The sequence below is a fragment of the Cryptosporangium arvum DSM 44712 genome (genome assembly GCF_000585375.1).
GTDB classification, from domain to species: Bacteria; Actinomycetota; Actinomycetes; order Mycobacteriales; family Cryptosporangiaceae; genus Cryptosporangium; species Cryptosporangium arvum.
Window position 1 is genome coordinate 1,410,666 of the sequence record NZ_KK073874.1, and the last position, 20,254, is coordinate 1,430,919.

General features: G+C 68.9%; 21 protein-coding genes. 14 read left to right on the forward strand and 7 right to left on the reverse strand.

Features of this window, described 5'->3' with window-relative positions; all coding sequences use genetic code 11:
• Positions 1 to 76 precede the first annotated feature (76 nt).
• Complete coding sequence (locus CRYAR_RS06495; protein ID WP_035849076.1) at positions 77 to 766, forward strand: SDR family NAD(P)-dependent oxidoreductase; 690 nt, start codon at positions 77 to 79, stop codon at positions 764 to 766.
• Complete coding sequence (locus tag CRYAR_RS06500) at positions 763 to 1,794, forward strand: S-adenosylmethionine:tRNA ribosyltransferase-isomerase (protein ID WP_211247294.1); 1,032 nt, start codon at positions 763 to 765, stop codon at positions 1,792 to 1,794. The genes CRYAR_RS06495 and CRYAR_RS06500 overlap by 4 nt, the downstream gene beginning before the upstream one ends.
• Here the strand turns inward: CRYAR_RS06500 and CRYAR_RS42805 are convergent.
• Together CRYAR_RS42805 and CRYAR_RS06510 are read right to left on the reverse strand one after the other, a co-directional pair.
• On the reverse strand, positions 1,780 to 3,648 hold the full coding sequence (locus CRYAR_RS42805; protein ID WP_051569835.1) for a diguanylate cyclase domain-containing protein: 1,869 nt from the start codon (positions 3,646 to 3,648) through the stop codon (positions 1,780 to 1,782). The genes CRYAR_RS06500 and CRYAR_RS42805 overlap by 15 nt on opposite strands.
• A gap of 59 nt (positions 3,649 to 3,707) precedes the next feature.
• Positions 3,708 to 4,880 carry a hypothetical protein gene (locus tag CRYAR_RS06510; protein WP_051569836.1) on the reverse strand — a complete coding sequence of 391 codons (1,173 nt, stop codon included), beginning with the start codon at positions 4,878 to 4,880 and terminating at the stop codon, positions 3,708 to 3,710.
• 139 nt (positions 4,881 to 5,019) lie between these two features.
• On the opposite strand from CRYAR_RS06510, the gene CRYAR_RS06515 reads away from it, so the two are divergent.
• Both CRYAR_RS06515 and CRYAR_RS42810 read left to right on the forward strand, forming a co-directional pair.
• Positions 5,020 to 5,853, forward strand: a complete 834-nt coding sequence (locus CRYAR_RS06515; RefSeq protein ID WP_035849079.1) for a hypothetical protein — start codon at positions 5,020 to 5,022, stop codon at positions 5,851 to 5,853.
• 354 nt (positions 5,854 to 6,207) lie between these two features.
• Positions 6,208 to 7,353, forward strand: coding sequence for a hypothetical protein (locus CRYAR_RS42810; RefSeq protein WP_157017428.1), 1,146 nt, complete (start codon positions 6,208 to 6,210; stop codon positions 7,351 to 7,353).
• Between the two features lie 418 nt (positions 7,354 to 7,771).
• On the opposite strand, the gene CRYAR_RS06525 is transcribed toward CRYAR_RS42810, so the two are convergent.
• The 3 genes from CRYAR_RS06525 to CRYAR_RS06535 are packed head-to-tail and all read right to left on the reverse strand — an operon-like array spanning position 7,772 to position 8,780.
• A complete protein-coding gene (locus CRYAR_RS06525; RefSeq protein ID WP_035849082.1) occupies positions 7,772 to 8,095 on the reverse strand; it encodes a DMT family transporter in 324 nt (107 codons plus the stop codon).
• Positions 8,096 to 8,098: 3 nt separating this feature from the next.
• On the reverse strand, positions 8,099 to 8,440 hold the full coding sequence (locus CRYAR_RS06530; protein WP_035849085.1) for a DMT family transporter: 342 nt from the start codon (positions 8,438 to 8,440) through the stop codon (positions 8,099 to 8,101).
• 28 nt (positions 8,441 to 8,468) lie between these two features.
• Positions 8,469 to 8,780, reverse strand: coding sequence for a hypothetical protein (locus CRYAR_RS06535; protein ID WP_035849086.1), 312 nt, complete (start codon positions 8,778 to 8,780; stop codon positions 8,469 to 8,471).
• 58 nt (positions 8,781 to 8,838) lie between these two features.
• On the opposite strand from CRYAR_RS06535, the gene CRYAR_RS06540 reads away from it, so the two are divergent.
• Positions 8,839 to 9,627, forward strand: coding sequence for a hypothetical protein (locus CRYAR_RS06540; RefSeq protein WP_035849088.1), 789 nt, complete (start codon positions 8,839 to 8,841; stop codon positions 9,625 to 9,627).
• A gap of 103 nt (positions 9,628 to 9,730) precedes the next feature.
• On the opposite strand, the gene CRYAR_RS06545 is transcribed toward CRYAR_RS06540, so the two are convergent.
• Complete coding sequence (locus CRYAR_RS06545) at positions 9,731 to 10,192, reverse strand: hypothetical protein (RefSeq protein WP_035849090.1); 462 nt, start codon at positions 10,190 to 10,192, stop codon at positions 9,731 to 9,733.
• An 869-nt stretch (positions 10,193 to 11,061) separates the two neighbouring features.
• Between CRYAR_RS06545 and CRYAR_RS06550 the strand changes: the two genes are divergently transcribed.
• The 7 genes from CRYAR_RS06550 to CRYAR_RS06580 all read left to right on the forward strand — a co-directional run bounded on the left by CRYAR_RS06550 (position 11,062) and on the right by CRYAR_RS06580 (position 18,465).
• Entirely contained in the window at positions 11,062 to 12,108 is a 1,047-nt protein-coding gene (locus tag CRYAR_RS06550; RefSeq protein WP_211247296.1) for a site-specific integrase, read from the forward strand.
• Positions 12,109 to 12,271: 163 nt separating this feature from the next.
• The gene (locus tag CRYAR_RS06555; protein WP_035849094.1) at positions 12,272 to 12,460 is read left to right on the forward strand and encodes a helix-turn-helix domain-containing protein; all 189 of its coding nucleotides are present in this window, start codon (positions 12,272 to 12,274) and stop codon (positions 12,458 to 12,460) included.
• A gap of 961 nt (positions 12,461 to 13,421) precedes the next feature.
• Entirely contained in the window at positions 13,422 to 13,865 is a 444-nt protein-coding gene (locus CRYAR_RS06560) for a PH domain-containing protein (protein ID WP_169745005.1), read from the forward strand.
• Positions 13,866 to 14,642: 777 nt separating this feature from the next.
• Positions 14,643 to 14,993 carry a hypothetical protein gene (locus CRYAR_RS42815; protein ID WP_051569839.1) on the forward strand — a complete coding sequence of 117 codons (351 nt, stop codon included), beginning with the start codon at positions 14,643 to 14,645 and terminating at the stop codon, positions 14,991 to 14,993.
• Between the two features lie 31 nt (positions 14,994 to 15,024).
• A complete protein-coding gene (locus tag CRYAR_RS42820) occupies positions 15,025 to 16,362 on the forward strand; it encodes an FtsK/SpoIIIE domain-containing protein (RefSeq protein ID WP_051569840.1) in 1,338 nt (445 codons plus the stop codon).
• A gap of 100 nt (positions 16,363 to 16,462) precedes the next feature.
• A complete protein-coding gene (locus CRYAR_RS06575; protein WP_169745006.1) occupies positions 16,463 to 17,845 on the forward strand; it encodes a replication initiator in 1,383 nt (460 codons plus the stop codon).
• A 2-nt stretch (positions 17,846 to 17,847) separates the two neighbouring features.
• The gene (locus CRYAR_RS06580) at positions 17,848 to 18,465 is read left to right on the forward strand and encodes a hypothetical protein (RefSeq protein ID WP_157017430.1); all 618 of its coding nucleotides are present in this window, start codon (positions 17,848 to 17,850) and stop codon (positions 18,463 to 18,465) included.
• A 130-nt stretch (positions 18,466 to 18,595) separates the two neighbouring features.
• Here the strand turns inward: CRYAR_RS06580 and CRYAR_RS06585 are convergent, their stop codons facing one another.
• Positions 18,596 to 18,976 (reverse strand): hypothetical protein, encoded by a 381-nt coding sequence (locus CRYAR_RS06585; RefSeq protein WP_035849099.1) that lies wholly within the window; start codon positions 18,974 to 18,976, stop codon positions 18,596 to 18,598.
• A gap of 221 nt (positions 18,977 to 19,197) precedes the next feature.
• Here CRYAR_RS06585 and CRYAR_RS06590 point away from each other — a divergent pair, with 221 nt between their 5' ends.
• Together CRYAR_RS06590 and CRYAR_RS06595 are read left to right on the forward strand one after the other, a co-directional pair.
• Positions 19,198 to 20,037: a helix-turn-helix domain-containing protein gene (locus CRYAR_RS06590; protein WP_035849101.1), complete on the forward strand. Its 840-nt coding sequence runs from the start codon at positions 19,198 to 19,200 to the stop codon at positions 20,035 to 20,037.
• Entirely contained in the window at positions 20,034 to 20,231 is a 198-nt protein-coding gene (locus tag CRYAR_RS06595; RefSeq protein ID WP_035849103.1) for a DUF397 domain-containing protein, read from the forward strand. Before CRYAR_RS06590 ends, CRYAR_RS06595 begins: the two co-directional genes overlap by 4 nt.
• The last annotated feature ends 23 nt before the right edge of the window (positions 20,232 to 20,254 follow it).

A 20,254-nucleotide genomic window follows, 5' to 3' on the forward strand; every position in this document is an offset into this window, starting at 1 on the left:
CGGCCTCCGGAAGCTTGACCTGAAGTCAACTTCACTTTTTACCGTACCGGCAGCGCATCGACGAACGGAGAACATCATGCCTGTCGGAATCATCACCGGTGCTTCGCGTGGACTCGGCCGGGTCACCGCGCTCGCGCTCGCGGCCCGCGGCTGGGACCTCGTCGTGGACGGCCGGGACGCGGCCGCCCTCGATCGCGCGGTCGCCGAGTTCCGCAGCCGCGGGGGACCGGGAACACAGGTGCTGGCGGTTCCCGGCGACGTCGGCGAACCGTCGCACCGCGCGACGCTGGCCCGCGTCGCCCGCACGCTCGGCCCGGTGGACCTGCTCGTCAACAACGCGAGCACGCTCGGCCCGATGCCGCCGCTCGCGGACTACCCGCTGCACCGGCTGGCGTCGGTGCTCGCGGTGAACGTGCTCGCGCCGCTCGGCCTGATCCAGCTGCTCGACTCCGTCGACACCGTGATCAACGTCAGTTCGGACGCCGCCGTCGAGGCCTACCCGAACTGGGGCGGCTACGGGGCCAGCAAGGCCGCGCTCGACCACCTGTCGGCCGTACTCGCGGTGGAGCGGGCCGACCTCCGGGTGTATGCGTTCGACCCGGGTGACATGCGGACCGCGATGCACCAGGAAGCGTTCCCGGGCGAGGACATCTCGGACCGGCCGGAACCGGAGACGGTCGTGCCTGCGTTGCTCCGGCTGGTGTCCGAGCGGCCGCCGAGCGGACGGTACCGGGCCTCCGACCTGCTGGCGGGGGTGACCGCGTGAAACCCAGCACGGTGTTCACCCTGCCCGCCGACGCCGACGCCCACGAACCCCCGGAGGCGCGGGGATCGGCCCGGGACGAGGTCCGGCTGCTCGTCGCCTCGCCGTCCGGTCTGACGTCCACCCGGTTCGGGCGGCTGCCCGCCTACCTCGAGCCGGGCGACCTGGTGGTCGTCAACACCTCGGCGACGCTCCCGGCCGCCGTCGACGGCCACCGTCCCGACGGCACCCCGGTGGTGATCCACTTCTCGGCGCCCCGCGGGGCCGGCTGGGTGGTGGAGGTACGGGTTCCGGACGGGTCCGGCCCGGTGCTCGACGGGGTGAGCGGCGAACGGATCGCGGTTCCGGGCGGGGCCGGCCTGACGCTGCGCGAGCCGGCCGACGAGCGTGCGCACGGCGTGCGGCTCTGGACCGCGGACGTCGCGCTCGAAGGGCCCGTCGAGGCCTGGCTGAACCGTCACGGACGCCCGATCACCTACAGCTACCTGCACGGACGCTGGCCACTCTCCGACTACCAGCCGGTCTTCGCCCGGGAGCCAGGCAGCGCCGAGATGGCCAGCGCCGGGCGCCCGTTCACCGACCGCCTGGTCACCGACCTGGTCACCCGGGGCGTCGCGGTGGCCCCGGTGCTCCTGCACACCGGCGTCTCGTCGCCGGAGGCCGGCGAGGGGCCGCAGACCGAGTGGTTCCGCGTGCCCGCCGCCACCGCGCGCCTGGTGCGGTCGACACGCGACGCCGGGGGTCGGGTGGTCGCGGTCGGCACGACCGTCACCCGTGCGTTGGAGAGCGCGGTCGACGAGACCGGGCGGGTGCGCGCGGCCGAGGGCTGGACCGACCTCGTGATCGGCCCGGACCACCCGCCTCGCGTGGTGAACGGGCTGGTCACCGGCTGGCACACGCCCGAGGCCTCCCACCTGCTGCTCCTCGAAGCCGTCGCGGGCCCCGGCCTCGTGCAGGCCGCCTACCGCGCCGCCGTCGCCGAGCGGTACCGCTGGCACGAGTTCGGCGACAGCTGCCTACTGCTCCCCTGAGCGCACCACCACCGGCTCCGCCGCCCGTCCGGCCCGCTTCACCCGGTACATGGCCTGATCGGCGATGCTGAGCAGCGCCTCGGACCCCAACGCGGTCCCGACCCCGACGCCGACGCTCGCCCCGACCGCGAGCTCGTCACCGTCGGCCTCGATCGGCGCCCGCAGGAGCGTGCGGAAGCGCTCCGCGACCGCTTCCGCGTCGGCCGGCGTGGTCTCCGGCAGCACGACCGCGAACTCGTCCCCACCCAGGCGCGCCGGAGTGTCCCCGGGACGCGCGCACTCCCGGAGGCGCCCGGCGACCGCCACCAGCACGGCGTCGCCCGCCGGGTGCCCGTGCACGTCGTTGATGAGCTTGAAGTCGTCGAGGTCGACGAGCAGCAGCGCGCACGGCCCGGACGCGCCGGCCGCCAGCCGCTCGTTGAACAGGGCCCGGTTCGGCAACCCGGTCAGCGGGTCGTGCGTGGCCTCGTGCTGCAGCTGGTCGCGGAACCGGCGCGCCTCGGTGACGTCCCTCGCGTTGCAGACGACCCCGCCGACGCCCGCCATCTCCAGCAGGTTCGTGCTCGCGCCGTCCAGCCAGCGCCAGCTGCCGTCGGCGTGCCGGTACCGCGCGGAGATCGTCATCGTGCCGCCCTGCCGGGCCCGCAGCTTGCGGAACGCGGCGTCGGTGGCCTCCCGGTCGTCGGGGTGGAGCAGGTCCGCCAGCCGGAGGCCGAGGGCCTCGTCGGGGGAGAGGCCGAGCACTCTCTTCACCGCGGGGCTGGTGAACGTCAGCACGCCGTCGGCGTCCACCACCAGCGTGATGTCGGTGGAGTGCTGGAGCAGCGACCGGTACCACCGCTCGTTCTGACCCAGGGCCGCCAGGCTCTTGTCCAGGCGCTGGATCAGGGCTTGGTTGTCGGCGAACGCGTCGATCTGCCGGATCGAGACCAGGACGCTGATCACCACCACGGCCAGCAGCACACCCCAGGCCTTCGGCCCGGCACTGCGGGGCAGAACGGCGACGAGCGTCCCGGCCGCGGCCAGCGTCGCGACGTACGGCAGCTTGTTGTGCGAGCGCTGCAGCTTCCGCCGGCGCGGGTGCAGGCCGGCCGCGAACTCGAGTTCCTGGATGCGGAAACCGGTGCCGATCAGCATGGCCGCCAACACCTGGAGCGCCTGGGCGGCTCCGGCGTGTTCCTGCGCGCCGAGCGCGCTGCTCGCGAAGATGCCGACGCCCTGGGTGACGGCGGACGCGATGCACGGGAGCACGGCGATCCTGGTCATCGGCGCCGCGTCGGCGTAGAGCAACTTCGTCGAGGCGAACGTGGCCACGAGCACCAGCCCGGCGGCGATCAGGCCGGAGACCCGGTCGACGCCGGGCTCCGCGGCCAGCGCCCAGGCCAGCGCGGCGCCGCCGAGCAGCACGGTCGCGGCGTCCAGCCAGAACCGCAGCCGCTCCCGGACGGTGCGTACCGCCGTCGGGTACAGCAGCACCCCCGCCACGGCCGCGGTCACACCCACCAGGAACGACGCGGTCTGGATCGGGCCCGCCGTCGCGGCGTCCGGGCCGGCGCGGGCGAACACGATGACGATCTGGCTGACGTCACCGACCGCGAAGCAGACGCCGGTGAACGTGATCGCGCGGTAGAACGGGCGCGCCTGGCGGGGGAGGTCGGGTCGGCGGGCGATCCGGAACGCGAAGACGGCCAGGCTCGTGTCCAGCACCAGCTGCGTGAGCCAGCTGACCCGCAGCTCGTAGGCCAGTTCGGCGCCGGCGACGAGCAGCCAGGTGGCCACGACGAGCGCGCCGCCGACATAGACGAGCAGGACCGGATCGCGGAACAGCGCTCCCCGGAACTTGAATCGCCTCACACCCGGCACATCTGTACATCGGTCGGACGAGCGTGCGGTTGACGCGAACGGGCGTCGGTTCAGTGCGCCCGGGGTGCCTCGGTCTTTTCGAGCGCCGCGGTCGCGCCGTCCGCGGTGGTGTCGTCCGCGGTGGTGTCGTCCGCGGTGGTGTCGTCCGCGGTCGTGCCGTTCGCGGCGGGGGCGGAGCGGGCGTCGCGGCGGGCCTGGAGTAGCCACCACCAGCCGCTGAGGGCCGCGCCGAGGCTGAAGCCCAGAAGTGCGGTGGTGAGGAGGCGGGCGACGGGACCGGGCCACGGCACCGCCGGGACAGCGTGCGCGAATGTCTCGTAATCCGGCAGCCCGCCCAGCAGCGCGAGACACACCCCGGCGAAGGCCAGCGCGAACGGGCCCGCGTCCGTACCGCGGATCGTGACCACCGCCGCCGCCAGCGCGGCCAGCGACACCAGCAGGCCCACACCCTGCCCGGTCAGCACCCCGGTGACGACACCGAACCCGGTCGAGCCCGCGACGATCGTGCGCCCCACCGCGTCGGCGAGTTCGGCCAGCGCCGCCACCCCGAGCGCGCCGGCGACGAGAAGGCGCGCGGCCGGACGTCGGCCCCAGAAGTAGGTGACCGCGAACAGGGCGGCCGCCGCCAGCACGACCGCGGCCCACCACAGCGTGGGCGTGGGTGGTGGCTCGTAGTCGAGGGTGCCGCTGACCGTGGTCGGGGTGCCGGCCACGACGAGCGCGACCGTCCAGGACGCGAGGCGATGCGACGACGCCGGGGCGGCGGTGACGGCCGGCGGCGGGCTGGTGCTCATCCAGTGCGAGCGATGGTCGTGCCAGCGCACCACCCGCTCCGAGCTGACCTTCTGCCACTGCGGCGCGGCGGCGGTGTCGACGCGGGCGCTCGCCGGGACCGGGCTCTTGCCGTCGGCGGTGGCGTTGATCCAGGTGGCGGGCGAGCGGGTGTTCGTCCAGACGCCGTCGGCCGAGATCTTGAGGTAGGGCTCGCCGGAGTAGCCCCGGACCTCGACGTCCTGGGTGGTGTCGCTGCGCAGCTCGAGGCGCGCGCCGTTCTCGATGACGTGCACCGTGACGTCGTCGGTCGACGGGGTGACCGCGGTGATCGCGGTGCGGTAGTCGGTCGCCTCGGGTTTCGCGTCGGCGCCGTGGGCCCGGGCCGGCGCCGCGGTTCCCAGCAGCAGCGCGACCACGACCGCGAGCAGGGTGACGACGGTTCGCTGCATGGCCCCAGCATATCTGCCCTGTTCAGCGGCCTCTTCGACGAATTCCGGAAAGCTCGTGAACCACTCCCGTCGCATTTCCGTGTGATGGGCGTGGGCAAACTCCGAAGCTCATCCGGGTGCGCCGGACACAGGAGAAGCAATGCGAGGAAAAGGTCGGTCAGGTTGGACTCTGGGCGTGGCGATCGGTGGAACCGCGCTCGCGCTGACCGGAGCGGCTTTGGTGGGTACGTCGTCCGCCAGCGAGGAGGCGTCATCGGCTTCTTCGGCTAGCGTCGGTACGATCTCCTGTCCAGACGTCGAAGGTAAGCTGCCTGCTGTTCCGGCGTCGGCCCAGGCCGAAGTCGACCGCAATCTGCAACTGTTGCAGACGCAGATTTCGGAGGCCCAGAACAGGCTCGAGACCACCGTCGGCCAGGGCGGTAAGAACTTCGTTCAGAACGCGATCCTCGGCCCGTTGGCCGACAAGCGGAAATCGACGATCGACCGGATCGAGATCTCGATCGGTCGCACCGCGGCCCGGCCGGATCTAGGCGCCGACGCATTGTCGGTGTGCTCCGTGCAGAACGGTGACGCCCCGTCGGCCGATCCCGCGAACGAGGCTCCGCCGGCCGAAGCGCCCGAGGCGCCCGAGACGTCCGCACCGCCTGCTGACGGTGGGGACAACGGGGGGAACTCTGCTGGTCAGCAGATCTCCTGCCCGGATGTGGAAAGTCAGCTGCCGGCGATCCCGGCTCAGGCCCAGGCGGAGGTGGAGCGCAATCTGGCGTTGCTCGATACGCAGATCAATGAAGCCGAAAACCGACTCGTCACGTCCGAAGGCGAAGGAGGCGCGAACTTCGTCCAGAACGCGATCCTCGGGCCGCTCGCTGACAAGCGAGTAGCCACCATCAACCGTATGCAAACCGCGATCGGCCGGAACGCGCCGCGTCCGAACCTGGACGTCGAGTCGTTGTCGGTCTGTTCACTCGCCTGAATCTGGAAGTGCGGTTACGCGGTCTGTGGCGGTCCGCGTAATACCGAATCCCGGTCACCGGGTTCAGGCTTTCCAGGGAGCATCGCCGGTCACCCCACCGGCGGTGCTCCCTATTTTTGTGCCCTTTTTCGTGGTGCTGTTGACCCAGAAACAGTTAATTCGGATCAGTGAACCTGTCGTTGAATAGCGGCGTTCTTCAGTCTCGTGGGCGCAAGAGGCCCTTCCGGGTGCATCTATAGGGAGAGCGGAATGCGGAAACGAGCAGGACGGTCGCGGTGGGCAATCGGTGCCGCCGTCGGAGGAACCGCGGTCGCACTGACCGCAGCGGCGATGGTCGGGGTTTCTTCGGCGAGCATGGATTCGAATGCGGATCCCGCGGCTGCGAGCGCGGACAAGATCGTCTGTCCTGACGTCGCGAGCCAGTTGGCCGTGGTCCCCTCGGCCGCGCAGGCCGAAGTGGCGCAGAACGTGGTGCTGCTGGAGATGCAGATCTCCGAGGCGCAGACGCGGCTGGAGACGTCGAACGGTGAGGGTGGGGCGAACTTCGTCCAGAACGCGATCCTCGGGCCGCTGGCGGACAAGCGCCAGGCGACGATTCAGCGGATCGAGACGGCGATCGGCCGGAAGGCCGACAAGCCGGACCTGAACGCGGAGGAATTGGCGACGTGCGAGGTAGCGGCTGCGGACGCGGCCGACGCCCCGTCGGCCGACCCCGCGAACGATCCGGCGGCCGACGACGCCGCTGCGGACGACGCCGCTGCGGACGACGCTGCGGCGGACGGGAACGCTGCGGCGGACGGGAAGCACGAGAAGAAGGGCAAGCACGGCAAGGGCAAGGACGACGCTGCTGCGGCCGATGACGCTGCTGCCGCCGATGACGCTGCGGCTGCGGATGACGCCGCCGCCGAGGACGCTGCGGCTGCGGACGATGCTGCGGCTGCGGATGACGCGGCCGATGCGGCGGACGCCGGCGACGGTGGCGCTATTCAGTGCGGGGCGGCCGCGGACTACGTCGATGCGGCCGAGATCGACGCGGCGGATGTTCCCGACGAGGCGGCCGACGTCGTCGACGAGGGCCTCGAGGAGATCGCCGCGAAGGAAGCGGCGGCCGAGAAGGAAATGGCCAAGGCCAAGCACGCCGGCCGGAAGTACGTCCAGGAGAACATCCTCAACCCGCTGGAGGTCCAGCGTGTGGGGCTGCTCGCCCGGATGGGTCTCGCCGTCGACAAGTACAACGACGCCGCGGTGAAGGAAGGCGCCAAGGCCGACGCGGCTGACGACGCTGCTGCTGCTGATGACGCTGCTGCTGCGGATGACGCCGCTGCTGCTGCTGACGACGCCGCTGCTGCTGATGACGCGGCGGCCAAGGACGACGCTGCGGCCGAGGACGACGCCGCGGCTGACGACGCGGACGCCGCTGCCGACGATGACGCTGCGAACCAGGCGCTCGAGGACGCGCTGGAGCTGATCATCGCCGCTGCGGGTTGCAGCATTGCCTGAGTGAGGTAGCGCTCCCCGGATCCCGGCCCGAGTCTGATGGGCAACGTCGGGCCGGGATTCCCGGAGCCACCGGGGAGGCGATCGGAACGCGCGGTCTGTGGCGGCCCGCGCGTGACCGATCCCGGTAATCCACTCAGGTCGCCCAGGGCGCACCGCCGGCCGGGGAAGCCGGCGGTGCGCCCCCTTCTACGCACGACGAAGCGGGGACGGAGTCTTCACTCCGTCCCCGCTTCACGTGGTGTGAGGCGCGACCCCGCCGGTTCCGGGCGGACGGGGCCGCGCGAATGAATAGTCGCCCGTCGGGACCCTCGGTTCTCATACCTGGCGGAGTAAGTCCTACTCGCGGTGGCGTCTCGGGGATTCCCACTCTGTGCGTCGAATCGCTTGTGGACATCGACGTCGAGAGTGGTCGGTCGCGTCACGAGTGGCTCGCGCCGAGCTCCACCAGGAGCACCCCGGTGGCGATCAGCGCGATGCCGGCGAGCATCACCCTCGTCAGCGGCTCCTTGAACAAGACCTTCGAGGCGACGGCGGCCAGCGCCACACCACTCGCGGTCCAGATGCCGTAGCCGACGCCGAGATGCAGTCCGCGGTCGAGGGCGAGCGACAGCCCGACGAACGCACCGAGGTATCCGGCCACGACGGCGACGTACCACGCGGAGCGGCCCACGGACGCCATCCGCAGCGCCAGCGTGCCCCCGAGCTCCATCAGGATCGCGGCGGCCAGGAAGACGTACGTCACGCGTCAGCCCTCGCGCTCGGCCCGGGCGGCTTGCGAGCCGATCTCGACCAGCAGCACCCCGGCGATGATCACCGCGATGCCGAGCCCCATCAGCAGCGTGAGCGGCTCGCCGTAGATGACCGCGGAGAGCACGGCCGTGCACACGACGCCGAGCGCTCCCCAGATGCCGTAGGCGACCCCGAGGCCCATCCCGCGCCTCAGTACCGCCGCCAGGAGCACGAACGAGGCCACGTAGCCGGTGGCGACCACCACGTAGAGCGCCGGACGGTCGAGCGCGGCTTTGAGGGCCATCGTCGCGGTGACCTCACTGGCGATCGCCGCGCCCAGCAACAGCCACTTGTTCATCGGAGTCCGAGCGACACCGCGGCGAGGTTCACCGGCACTCCACCACGGCGATCGAGTTCCCTTCGAACAGCCGCAGGTGCGGGTGGCCCGCGAAGATCCGGACCGCCTCGTCGTGCGAACCCGCCTCGTAGCCGGTCGTCGCGTCGACGAAGTCCTCCACCCCGCGCGCCGTCACCCGCTTTTTCGCGTTGAGCGGCGCACCCGGGTCGACGAGGGCTCCGTGGTCGGCCTGCGCCCACGCCGCCCACGCGTCCAGGAATTCGGCCTGCTGCTGCGCGCTGAGCTCGTCCTTGTCGGCCTCGTCGGCGGCGCCGTTGAACAATGCCAGGAACTTGCCCATTGTCGTCTCCCGTCGGACGTCTCGCTTACCCTGACCAGGGCCCTATCGATGAGGTGGCATGGCGCAGCAGTCACGGTACAAGTCGGTCGACATGAACCCGATCCTGCTGCCGAGCCGCCTCTGGAGCCGGTCGCTCCCCGCCGACGCCTGGGAGGCCCCGGAGTCGTGGGGCGAGCGCCGAGCCCCGGTGCGTGCCGATCACTTCGCGAAGCAGGCCGCAGGCGTCTGCGAGCTCTACAGCGTCTGCCTGGCCCGAGCGACCCCGATACCGGCCGGGCACGGAACGATCGCGCTGCGTGCCGTGGAGCCCGATACCGAAGGCTTCCAGCCCGGCTACTCGGAGCCGTATCCCCGCACCTCCGACATCGCCACCGCGCGTCTCGACCCCGCCCTGCTCGATCTGCCGCCCGAAACCCGCCCGAGCGCGTACCTGAACTGGCTCCAGCCCGTCCTCCTGGGCCTGGCCGCCACCCGCGGCGTGTCCGCCGCCGGCTTCCACGAGGCTTACGACGCCACCCTGGCCGAGGGTTGCCTGATGAGCTGGGAGGGTCCGGGCCGAAGCAGCCCCGACCGCCGCCACCGAGCGACCCCGCACTACGCCATCGACGCCCAGGGCGACGCGTGGCTCCGCGTGGTGATCCGCAGCCGGGACGGCACGCCGGTCGCCGAGGGCGGCCCCTGGGAAAGCGACCTGAGGCCGTACCGCTGGCGCCGCCACGCGAGAACCCTGACATGGCCGACCCCGGCCGAGGTGTCCATAGAGGCTTTCCTCACCACCACCGCCGACGCCTGGGGCGTGGAACAGCGCCACACGCTGACAGTTCACCCCCATGGGGTTGACCGCTGAGCCCGTGATCGCGGTTGTGGGGCGGAGCTCGCCGCTTCGCTCGTCGACGACGGTGGCGTGGCCTTCGCCGGCCGTAGCGGTCGGTGATCAGCGGTAAGCGGACTCAGGTGCTGTACGTGCCGTCCCACGGCTCGGTGAACCCCAGCCGATCTGGATACAGCTCGGCCCAGGCGTCCCGTTCGGCATCTGACTCGTCGATGAGGCCGAACGTGACGCCGTCGTACAAGACCCGGAACGGCCGGATCGCGATGTCGCCGTAGTCCCGGTCGACAAGGTCATCGAGTAGTTCCCGCAGGCGTTGCTCGGCCCGACGGCGGAATTCGCCGCGTACGTAAGGGGCGACGCCGATCAGTGAGATCTCCGAGCGGACGTGGTTGCCCGCGTGATCGAACCGGTGGAGGTAGGCGTACCAGCGGATGCGCTCGCGACGCAGATCGAGCTCTTCGTCGTCATCTCGGTGCGCGCCGTGGATCACGGCGTAGAACTGGCCCTCGGCGAACCGGCCGATGGTGTCGGTTCGGTAGCCCGGCTCGCGAGCGATGGGGATGAGGGCTGGCACTGGCACCGAGTCAGGCTACTGGCGGCGACAATCTACGACCTCCGCGCAGACATCCGGCCGCCCGCCGTCCGCGTGATACGGCACCACGGCGTTCGCAGCGTAGTGCGATAGCCCCGGTTGCTACCGCGGCAATCGAGCACAGCCCCAACCCGGAACGCACCGGCGGTCGATGATTCGAGGAAAGGGGTGTCATCCCGTACATCGGGAGGCATGGCGCGCCGCCGAAGAAGCCCAGAATCCCGAGCGCCACTGCCACGAGCGTCAACCGATCACGTCCCGTACCCGACGACGTCAGTGTGGACGCGTCTGTCAGGTAAGACCGAACCCGATCGGCCAACGGGCTAGCGACCCGACACTCGTCCCATCTGCCGTCGACCCACCCCCCGGGTAACGGCCCGGCGGCGGCGCCGCTCCATGCCGCCACGTCGGACAGCGGCCCAAGGGAGGATGGCTGTCCCGCTGGTGGACGGCTCGCTCGTCTGGGCCATGCCTCATCCCTGGCGCCCAAGCGCCCCGGCGGAGTCAAAGCATGGGCTGACCGCGGGGTTCGCCGCAGTCAGGGGCCGCGGCCCACTGAACTGCGGAAGCAAGAAGAAAAAGTGCGCCAACAGGGACTTGAACCCCGAACCCGCTGATTTCAAAATTGCAGTTTTCGACGTTATTCACTAACCATCGTGCGTGTGCTCTGAGCTGCTAGGACACTATTCGGTGTCGTGCGCTCCTGTTCACTAGAATTCAGCGTTTCCGTGGGGTAAGTGCGGTATCTTTGTGGAATGGGACGGCCGACTCTTCCATTAGGAACGCATGGCGCAATCAGCATAGAGAAGTTCGGTGCGGGCTATCGGGCGCGTACGCGGTACCGGGACTACGACGGTGTGACCCGGCAGATCGATAAGCACGGACCCACGAAAGGTGCGGCGACCAACGCGCTCCTGGAGGCGGTCCGTGACCGTGGCCGGCGGAGCGGCATCAACGAGATCAACCGGCTGACGCTCATGCAGGTCGTCATCGACGCGTGGTGGGACAAGATCGAGGCGGGCACACTGAGCCCCGGAACCAAGGAGGCGTACCGGTACCGGCTCGACGGTCAGGTGATCCCGGCGCTGGGGAAGCTCCGCGTCCACGAGGTCACCGTGTCGGTCGTCTACCGACACCTGCGGAAGGTCCTGGAGAAGCACGGTCCGGCCATCGCCAAGATGACGAGGACAGTGCTGTCGGGCGTGCTCACTCTCGCTGTGCAGCACGACGCGCTCGACCGGAACCCGGTGCGGGAGATGGGTCCGCTGACCGACCGGAAGCCTCGCCGGAAGGCGCGGGCACTGACGGTCGACGAAGCGCGAAAGCTCCGGGCGTCGCTGGCGGCAAACAAGAAGGCAGTCGATCGGGACTTGCCCGACTTCGTCGACATGATGCTGGCAACCGGTCTTCGGATCAGCGAGTGCAGCGCGATCGTCTGGGACGCACTCGACCTCGACGCCGCGACGGTGGAAGTCCGCGGCACGGTGATCCGGATCAAGGGCGTCGGCCTGGCGATTAAGCCTGAGCCGAAGTCCGAGGCTGGCTACCGGACCCTCGTGCTTCCCCGGTGGGCGGTCGAGATGCTGCGGCGTCGGCATTCGGCGGCCGGCGGTTCGCCTCGCGGGGATGACCCGGTGTTCCCGGCGCCGCTGGGTGGACTCCGGGACCGCTCGAACACGTCAGCGGACCTCGCTGATGCCTTCGAGGATGCCGGGATGGGCTGGGTGACGTCCCACGTGTTCCGGAAGACCGTGGCGACGTTGATGGATCGCGCCGGCCTGACCGCTCGGGCCGCGGCCGACCAGCTCGGCCACGCCAAGCCATCAATGACCCAGGACGTCTACATGGGACGGGACGTTGCCGATACGGGCGCGGCCGTCGTCCTGGAGCAGCTAGCGGGGTGACCTATCCGTTTGCCCTGCTGGCTACCTTTGGTAGTAGCTGGATGACAGCTTGATCGTCTGACTCCAACTCTGCGGCTGGGCCGCATCGACGTGACGTGTGCGTGGCGCTGTCGATGCGGGTCGCTCATCCGGGGGCGGCTCCCTGAGCCGAGAGGAGGCGGCGATGGCGGCTACGGAGTGGCTGACGGTGGATGAGCTGGCGGCCGAGTTGAAGGTTCCGAAGGCCACGATCTACAAGTGGCGTGCGAACCGCGAGGGTCCACGGGCGGCCCAGATCGGCCGGCACCTCCGCTTCCGGCGTGGAGATGTCGACGCCTGGCTGGAAGCCGTATGCCTGGAGACTCCGCGCTGACCGTGAAGACTGAAGGTGCCCAGTCGTTTCTGACATCACAAACTATGCATGGACTCGTGTCCGTGGCTAAGTCTGTGCGGGTATCATCATCACGAACGATATGGCATATCGGCTGTGCGTTCATGCAGGTGAGAGAAGCAGGGCTCGGCCGCACAAGCGACCGAGCCCCACAGGACAAGTCTCGGAACTAGTTGGGTCGCTCCGTCCAAAGAGAATCCCAAACAGCTTCGGTCAGCGTCCAAAGTGCCGCCGCGAACATCGCGGCGGTGCTTCTTCCTGTCGCGATCAGGACGATCTGCCAAATTGCGAAGATAGCTCGCAAGATCGGCCTAAGGCGCCAGTCTGGTTCCTTGGAAAGACGGGCAAAATTAGCAGAACCAGACACCTAATCTCCTCTCTCCTCCGCGGGCTAGCCGGAAGGCTCGGCGTTAACTGCGGCACGAGAGTACCAATGTGATGCGCCTGGCGAGCTAGCGGAGGCGTGCATCGATGCAGGGTGAGGGTGGCTATTAGGGCTACTAGACCCACTAGTAGCCCTGTCGGCAAACCTACGTTGGGGGAATTCGGAATGCGTCAGCAGTAACGACCTGCATAAGTGCCGAACGGCTCTCCGGATTGCGCCCAATGGGTCCGATAAAAATAGCCGTGACACAGATCACAAAGCTGCTAGGAGGGTCGTAGTCGGCCCGCTGGCGACGTGGGTCCGTGCGGTGGGGTGGCGCGTCAGCGCCGGGCCCCCGTCCGCGCGGAGACGCGGCGGCGGCCGGTAGGCCGCCCTTGATCTAAGTAAGGGGACTTTGAACACAAGGGGGCATAGAGGAGCGCCGGTATGAGGTCGCATCCCAGCGGTCAGGATGGAGCCGCTCCAGCCGAAGGGTTACGAGGGCGCCCGCAAATCCCGCAGAGGGCGACTGAGCGGCGGGGGCTAGCTATGCAGGGCCAGCGGACGCTACGGGGCTGGATGTATGTGCTGGTGACGCTCGCCTGCTACCTGGCGTTCTGCCTTGTGGGTCTCCTGATGGTGCTTCCGGTCGACTATGGCGGCGGCGAGGCCTCAATCGGTCTGACCGGGCAGATTCTTGGCGCCTGCATCCTCGTAGTCTTCGCTGGCCCTTTGATTCGCACCCCGTTCCTCCGGGTCGTTCTGAGTGACGAGGGCATCGTGGTGCACAACCCGGTCCGAACCCGCCGGTACACCTGGGGTCAAATCGCGCGGTGTGAGGTCGGCGAGATAGGCGGCAACCTTGTTCCGCTCGTCGCGCCGATTCTGACCCTCGCGGACTCTGATGAGTCCTTCGGCATCCGCTTCCTGGAGTCGTTCTGGCTATTCCGCAAGCCAGAACAGACGAGGGCCGGCAGGCTCGCAGCGACTATCGAGGCGCGCAGGTTGTCCGCGATCGGCTGAGTTGATCACTGGGGTGACACGGAGCTAGGCGACCCGCTGCGCAGGCCGTGGCAGTCGCGGTCGACGAGCGCGACGAGCGCACAGCCGTAATGGATGGTTCACGGAACGTGCTGCTGTTGCTACTCTGGCTCGGTGAGGTGGACGCGCATAGTCGAGTGTGAGAGGAGCGGAAATCCGATGCTGTCCGTTCCTTTGGCACTTGTGGCGCAGTGTGTCTTCTCGCCCGATTATCGGGCTGGATGCCGTGGTCGCGGCAGTAACGGGTTCGTCGCCGCGACCTAGGCTCTGTGGTTCGTTCGCCCCGGTGTGGGGTGTCTGGGTTGGCCGCGTCCGGCGGATCGTTGCTGCCGGGTCGCGGCCTTTTTCGTGTGTGCTGAGCGCCGAAGAAGCGCTCCCGCCTGGGGCGGTGAGTAGCGCGTAGGCGTGAGCGTCCGATGGAGGCGCTGACCATGAGCATTCTCGAACATTTTTTCTCTGCCTTTTCGGGCTGTGTGTCGGATTTCGACGCACGGCGGGGGAGGTGCACGCCAATTCCGGGAACCGCTGGAATGGCCATTTCGTCGTACCCGAATCCGCCTAGAATTAATGCTTGCGTCTAGATTGATGAGGGTCGTTTACTGATTCCGGGCCGCACGGACGTGGCCTGAGGAAAGGCCGGTCACGGATGACTGGTCGTAGACGCGGGTTCCCATTGCTGGGGTGCCCACCCGCGTCTATTCCTCTCGGGTTCTCCACGGATGGGGTTGGTTTGTCATGGCTGTGAATGGTCTTCCGAACGTGCTGCATCTGGACTCGACCCAGGTCGGTTTCCTGGCTCTGTCGGCGCCGGAGGCGCGGGTGGATCAGGCGGGTCGGGCGGTGGTGGACAAGCAGACCGGTCTGCCGCTGTTCCGGGTTCAGATCGCGCTGCTGCACCCCAACGAGCCGGCGGGTCTGGTGTCGGTGACGGTGGCGGGCCAGCCCGAGGGCATCGCTCCGGCAACGCCGGTCACCCTGACTCGGTTCACCGGCCGGCCGTGGATCGGCGATCAAGGCAACTGGGGTATCGCGTTCCGGGCCGAAACTCTTGCGCCGCTGGACGGCGAGACGCGGCGGCGGCATTCCTCGCCCTCTTCCGGTGCGGCCTGACGGGCGCGCGAGCGGAGGGAGGTGATCCGGCATGTTCCTGCTCGCGCTGGTGATCCTGCTTCGGCGGGGTCCGTGGCCGGCGGTGCGGTTCCTCGTCAAAGCGTGGCTGTGGATCGTCGGCTCGATCGTCTGGCTGGTCCTGTTCTTCAGGCGGCCTACCGCTGCACTCCTGCTCCTCGTCGCTCTGCTGGTTGCGCTGGTTCTGTGGCGGCTCCGGGGCTGGCTGTGGGGCCAGTTGTGGCGGTGGAAAGGCGATCGGATCGCGGCGGTGATCCCGGACCGGGCGTGGGTGTGGGTGCGGCGCTTCCAATGGCCGCAACTCGCGTGGCGGACCGGTCTCACCCGGCCTCAAGCGGTCGGCGCGGGCGCGTCGATGGAGTACCTGGGCGGTCGGTGGCGGCCGATCCCGAACGGCTTCGTCGTGGTCGGCCGGCTGCTGGATGGTCAGACACCGGTCGACTACGCGAAGGTCTCCGAGCCACTCGCGGAGTCCTGGCAAGTGGCGCGGGTGGCGGTCGACTCTCCGGCGCGGGGATGGGTGCGGCTCAAAGCGTTGTGGTCCGATCCACTGGCCACACCGCTGCGGGCACCGCTACCGAATCCGCGGCCCGACCTGCGGGCGCTGTTGCTGGGCCAGCGGGAAGACGGGCTGGCCTGGACGGAGCGGCTAATCGGCCGTCACCTCTTGGTCGCGGGCGCCACGGGTGCGGGTAAGGGCTCGGTGCAGTGGTCGGTGATCCGGGCGCTGGCTCCGCTGATCCGGTGGCGGGTCGTGGAGGTGTGGACGCTCGATCCGAAACGAATCGAGTTCGCGTCGGGCGGCCGGCTGTTCGCCCGGTACGCGGCCGAACCTGTCGACATGGTCGAGCTGGTCGAGGCGGCGGCACAGTTGGTCGCTGATCGCGCACGGCGGATGGCTGGTCACGCCCGAACCCACGTGGCGCGGCGCGGTGATCCGTTCGTGCTCCTCAACATCGATGAGTTGGCGTTCCTGACCGCGTACCTGACCGATCGGAAGCTCAAGGACCGGTTCGCTGGCGCGCTGGCGACCGTGCTCACCCAGGGGCGGGCGCTCGGCGTGGCGGTACTGGCAGCAGTGCAGGATCCGCGCAAGGAGACCGTTCCGCTGCGGCAGCTGTTCACCACCCGGATCGCGCTGCGGCTCGACGAACCGTCGCAAGTGGATCTGGTGCTCGGTGACGGCGCGGCCGATCGGGGTGCAGCGGCGCACCTGATCCCACGGGACGAGGCGACCGGCGCCGGCATCGCCTACGTGATCACCGATGGCGACGCCACGCCTCGGCGGGTGCGTGCCGGCTACCTCTCCGACCGGGACATTGCTTGGACCGTCGCGACCTTCGCCCGATGAACGGCCGACCCAGGACCGGTCCGGGCTCCTGCGGACGGGCAGCTAATGCGGCGGCTGCCCGTCCGCGCTCCATTCACCGCGCCTCGGAAAGGGGGCGAGCATGACCAAAGACTCAGGTGCGTTGGCCGGGCTCCTCGACTCCGCTGGGCTCACTCCGGACGTCCTCGCCGGTCTGATTGACATCGTCGGCGCCGGCGACCTGTCGGAGTTGCGGCGGCAACTGCGGACCGTCGGTGGCTGCTCCCGGCCGATCCAGCTGTCCGGAACCGTCTTCCGCCTCGACCCGGCCTCCGGCGTAATTGCGCCGTCCTGGTATTCGACGGAGGAGGCGACCGGAACTCTGCTTGTTCCATGCGGCTCCCGGCACGGCGTGCTGTGCCAAGCCTGCGCCCGGCGATATGCCGGTGACACCTGGTTCCTGATCTATGCCGGACTCGCGGGCGGTAAAGGTCGGGCGCCGTCGGTGCGGACACATCCGCGGCTGTTCGTCACGCTGACCGCACCCGGCTTTGGTCCGGTCCATTCCTCGAACGTCGGCTCGGACGGGAATCCTGCGCTCTGTCGTCCTCGGCGGGACCGGCCGATCTGCCCGCACGGCCTTCCGGCCTGGTGCCCGGCTCGGCATCCGGCGACCGATCCGCTGGTCGGTGCTCCGCTGTGTCATGGCTGCTACGACTGGCCCGGCCTCGTCCTGTTCAACGCGCACGCCTCGGCGCTCTGGCACCGCTGGCGTATCCAACTCGGCCGTGAAGTGGCTCGGCTCGCCGGTCGGACCGTGCGGGACGTCGCTGCGTTGGTGCGGGTCGCCTGCATGCGAGTCGCCGAGATGCAAGCGAGGGGCGCGGTCCACCTGCACGCGATCATCCGGGCCGACGCTGCGACCGATCCCGACCGGGCGCCTCCGGCCTGGCTGACTGCCGACCTGCTCGCAGAGGCGGCGATCGAGGCGGCCGGCCGCGTGTGGATGGCGGCTCCGCTGAATCGGGTGGGGGAGTGGGAGTTCGCCTGGGGCCGGCAGGTGACCGCTGATCCGATCCCGCCCGGCAACGATGACGAGACTGAGCGGCGGCTAGCGGCCTACCTCGCCAAGTACGTCACCAAGTCCCTCGGCGTCGGTCTGGCACGGCGGATTGGCGCACCGGCGGAGATACCGATCCTCGACGTCCCATCACACATCCGGGCCGTGATCGGTGTCGCCTGGCGGCTCGGCGCACTGCCAGAGCTCCAGTCGCTGCGGCTCCGGGCGTGGGCACATCAGAACGGATTCCGCGGCACCGTCGCTGCGCGGACACGGACGTACTCCACCACTCTGACCGCGCTCCACCAGCAGCGGCGTGACTACCGGGCCGCTCAATCGGACGACGACCGGTTCGGCGACGACGTCGCTGGGCCCACTCGCTTCCGCTACGCCCGGAACGGCCTCGATGCGGCCGGCGCCTGGCTCGCCGCTACCGAACACGACACCAACCCGGAAGGAGACTGACCATGACACGGAATCGGCCACCCGGGCGCCTAGTCGCTGCCAGATCTCGTAGCTGGCTCCTGCCGGGTATCCCGCCACCACGCACCATCAACGCGCGTGCCCCGACCGACGATGACGAACTCCTAGAGATGGGCCGGCGGCGTCCGGTCCTGGCGCTGGCAGCAACCGGTGTGGTGCTGGTGCTCGGACTGGTCGCCTGCACGGTCGGCATCGGCTTCTCGGTCGTGGACGACACCCCGAACGATCCCGAAGTCCGCGTGATGTGGTTCCTCAGCTGGGCGTTCCCGGACGTCGGCGAGAAGGGTCCGTGGCGGCGGAACGTCTGCGGCGACGCTACCGACCGAATCGGGGCGGTCATAGACACAGAAGATCGGCGGCTACACGACCAGTTCGCGCCCGACTGGATCGCCAGCCACGCATGGAATCCGGACTACCGCTCGACGGAGAACAAGAAGCGCGCGACGGTGACGGTCGAGGGCCGGCTAGAGATTCATCGGGCTGACGAGAGCGGCTTCAACCCGTACTCGGTTCCCGACCGGACGTGGACGTTCACGCTGCGGCGCAACTGGATGCGGGAGTGGGTCTGGTGCATCGATCATCTGGAGACTCGGCCAGCGTGAGTGTCGCCGACGTCCTGTCCCCGTACCCGCCAAGCGTCCGGTACGGGGACCGTACGGCGTCCTTCGGCCAGCGCCGCTCCTGGAACTCTCTTCGGGAGCGGCGCTGGCCTGAACTGCTCCTCGCCGGTGGTCATGACCGCTCGGCGAGCGCCCGGACTGCTCGGCGGTGCTCCGGTTCGAGTCCGAATCGAAGACCGGTCGGTGTCGGGCCGCTGTCCCACAATGCGGCCTGAGCGTTGACCCAGTGCAGGAACTCGGCTCGCGCCTCTGCCGTCGTGTTGCCGCGAGCGATGGCTACGTCAGTCCACTTCGCTCCACCTTCGATCGCCTCGCGCACGTCCGCCTGTGAACCCCAGCTGAGGGCACGGCTGATCGCGGTGCGAAGGGCCAGCAGATAGAGGAAGTCCTCGGCCACCAACTCGTCCGGAAGGTAGCCCGCCCGCGTCGCGTGTGCGCGCTGACTGAGGTCCAGTTCGTTCGCCAGAAGCGAGCTGAGCGGAACGTCGAGCAAGTCGCTCGGATTCGGCGCGACAGGGCGCTCTCTGTCTAGCCCTGTGGCCGCGAGCGGGCTGCCGTAGCGAGCTAAGCCGTGCATCATCAGCGTGCCTCTCGATAGCGATTACCAGCTCAACGAGACTCTCTTAGTGAGAGTCTCATAACCAGACCGCGAGGCTTCTTTCGCGCGTCTCACGGGGAGACAGACAGAATGAGTGCGTGACGGGAGATGGGCCGATGTCCGGAGCGGCAACGCCTACAGTCGTACGTCGCCAGCTCGGCCGGCGGTTGCGCTTACTTCGTGAAGCGGCCGGTGTCTCGGTGGAGAGCGTCGTCGCTGACCGTCGTCTCGGGATCTCGCGAGCGAAGCTCTACAAGCTCGAAGCCGGCAAGCATCCGGCTAAGCCTCAAGACGTCGCGGCCCTCTGCCGTCACTACCGGGCGTCGAATGAGGAAATCGAAGCCCTGACGACGCTCGCGCTGGCGACGCAAGGCAGCAGCTGGTGGCACATTTTCGGTGAAGACACGGTTCCGGCGTGGTTCAGCCTCTACGTCGATCTCGAGCCTGCCGCAGCGTCGATCCGGTCGTACGAAGCTGAGCTGGTGCCTGGCCTGCTCCAGACACCTGAGTACGCGCTGGCGGTCTACCAGGCGCGCAACCCGACCGACGATGTGAACGACCTGCGGCGGCGCGTCGCAGTGCGGATGGAACGGCAAGCCATTCTCGATCGGCCGACACCGCCAGCCTTCCACGCCATCCTCAACGAAGCGGTCCTGCTTCGGGAGGTCGGCGGGCCGGCGGTCATGGCGGCTCAAATCGACAAGCTGCGCGGGGCTGCGGATCGTCCGTCGACCATGATCGACGTGCTTCCGTTCAAGGCTGGCGCGCACGCTGCCATGGAAAGCTCGTTCGGGATCCTCGACTTCCCCGACGCGGAGGAAGACCCGTCCGTGGTCTACCTCGACTCGCCCAGCTCGGCCGCCTACCTCCAGCAGCGTGCAGAGTTGGAGCGGTACACAACGATCTTCGAGACCGTCCGGACCGGCACCATTCCCCTCCAGGAGTACCTGACATGAGCGACCCGCGGTTCTTCAAGAGCAGCTACTCCGGCGGTAGCGGGGGCAACTGCGTCGAGTGCGCGTATGGCTCCGACTCCGTGTTTGTCCGCGATAGCAAGGACACTGACGGAACTGTGCTCTCGTTCGGTCGGCCGGCCTGGGCGACCTTCATCGATGACGCTCGGCGTGGACTCTTCGATCAGCCGCGTTAGCGATGCATCTCCTGCGGGCCGCT

What these genes read in the sequence shown, in the direction of transcription:
- CRYAR_RS06515 (WP_035849079.1), top strand. Translation starts at nt 5,020, where the DNA reads ATGCGAGGAAAAGGTCGGTCAGGTTGGACTCTGGGCGTGGCGATCGGT.
- CRYAR_RS06540 (WP_035849088.1), top strand. Translation starts at nt 8,839, where the DNA reads ATGGCGCAGCAGTCACGGTACAAGTCGGTCGACATGAACCCGATCCTG.
- CRYAR_RS06595 (WP_035849103.1), top strand. Translation starts at nt 20,034, where the DNA reads ATGAGCGACCCGCGGTTCTTCAAGAGCAGCTACTCCGGCGGTAGCGGG.
- CRYAR_RS06580 (WP_157017430.1), top strand. Translation starts at nt 17,848, where the DNA reads ATGACACGGAATCGGCCACCCGGGCGCCTAGTCGCTGCCAGATCTCGT.
- CRYAR_RS06560 (WP_169745005.1), top strand. Translation starts at nt 13,422, where the DNA reads ATGTATGTGCTGGTGACGCTCGCCTGCTACCTGGCGTTCTGCCTTGTG.
- CRYAR_RS06530 (WP_035849085.1), bottom strand. Translation starts at nt 8,440, where the DNA reads ATGAACAAGTGGCTGTTGCTGGGCGCGGCGATCGCCAGTGAGGTCACC.
- CRYAR_RS06590 (WP_035849101.1), top strand. Translation starts at nt 19,198, where the DNA reads ATGTCCGGAGCGGCAACGCCTACAGTCGTACGTCGCCAGCTCGGCCGG.
- CRYAR_RS06495 (WP_035849076.1), top strand. Translation starts at nt 77, where the DNA reads ATGCCTGTCGGAATCATCACCGGTGCTTCGCGTGGACTCGGCCGGGTC.
- CRYAR_RS06555 (WP_035849094.1), top strand. Translation starts at nt 12,272, where the DNA reads ATGGCGGCTACGGAGTGGCTGACGGTGGATGAGCTGGCGGCCGAGTTG.
- CRYAR_RS06575 (WP_169745006.1), top strand. Translation starts at nt 16,463, where the DNA reads ATGACCAAAGACTCAGGTGCGTTGGCCGGGCTCCTCGACTCCGCTGGG.
- CRYAR_RS06535 (WP_035849086.1), bottom strand. Translation starts at nt 8,780, where the DNA reads ATGGGCAAGTTCCTGGCATTGTTCAACGGCGCCGCCGACGAGGCCGAC.
- CRYAR_RS42820 (WP_051569840.1), top strand. Translation starts at nt 15,025, where the DNA reads ATGTTCCTGCTCGCGCTGGTGATCCTGCTTCGGCGGGGTCCGTGGCCG.
- CRYAR_RS06510 (WP_051569836.1), bottom strand. Translation starts at nt 4,880, where the DNA reads ATGCAGCGAACCGTCGTCACCCTGCTCGCGGTCGTGGTCGCGCTGCTG.
- CRYAR_RS42810 (WP_157017428.1), top strand. Translation starts at nt 6,208, where the DNA reads ATGGATTCGAATGCGGATCCCGCGGCTGCGAGCGCGGACAAGATCGTC.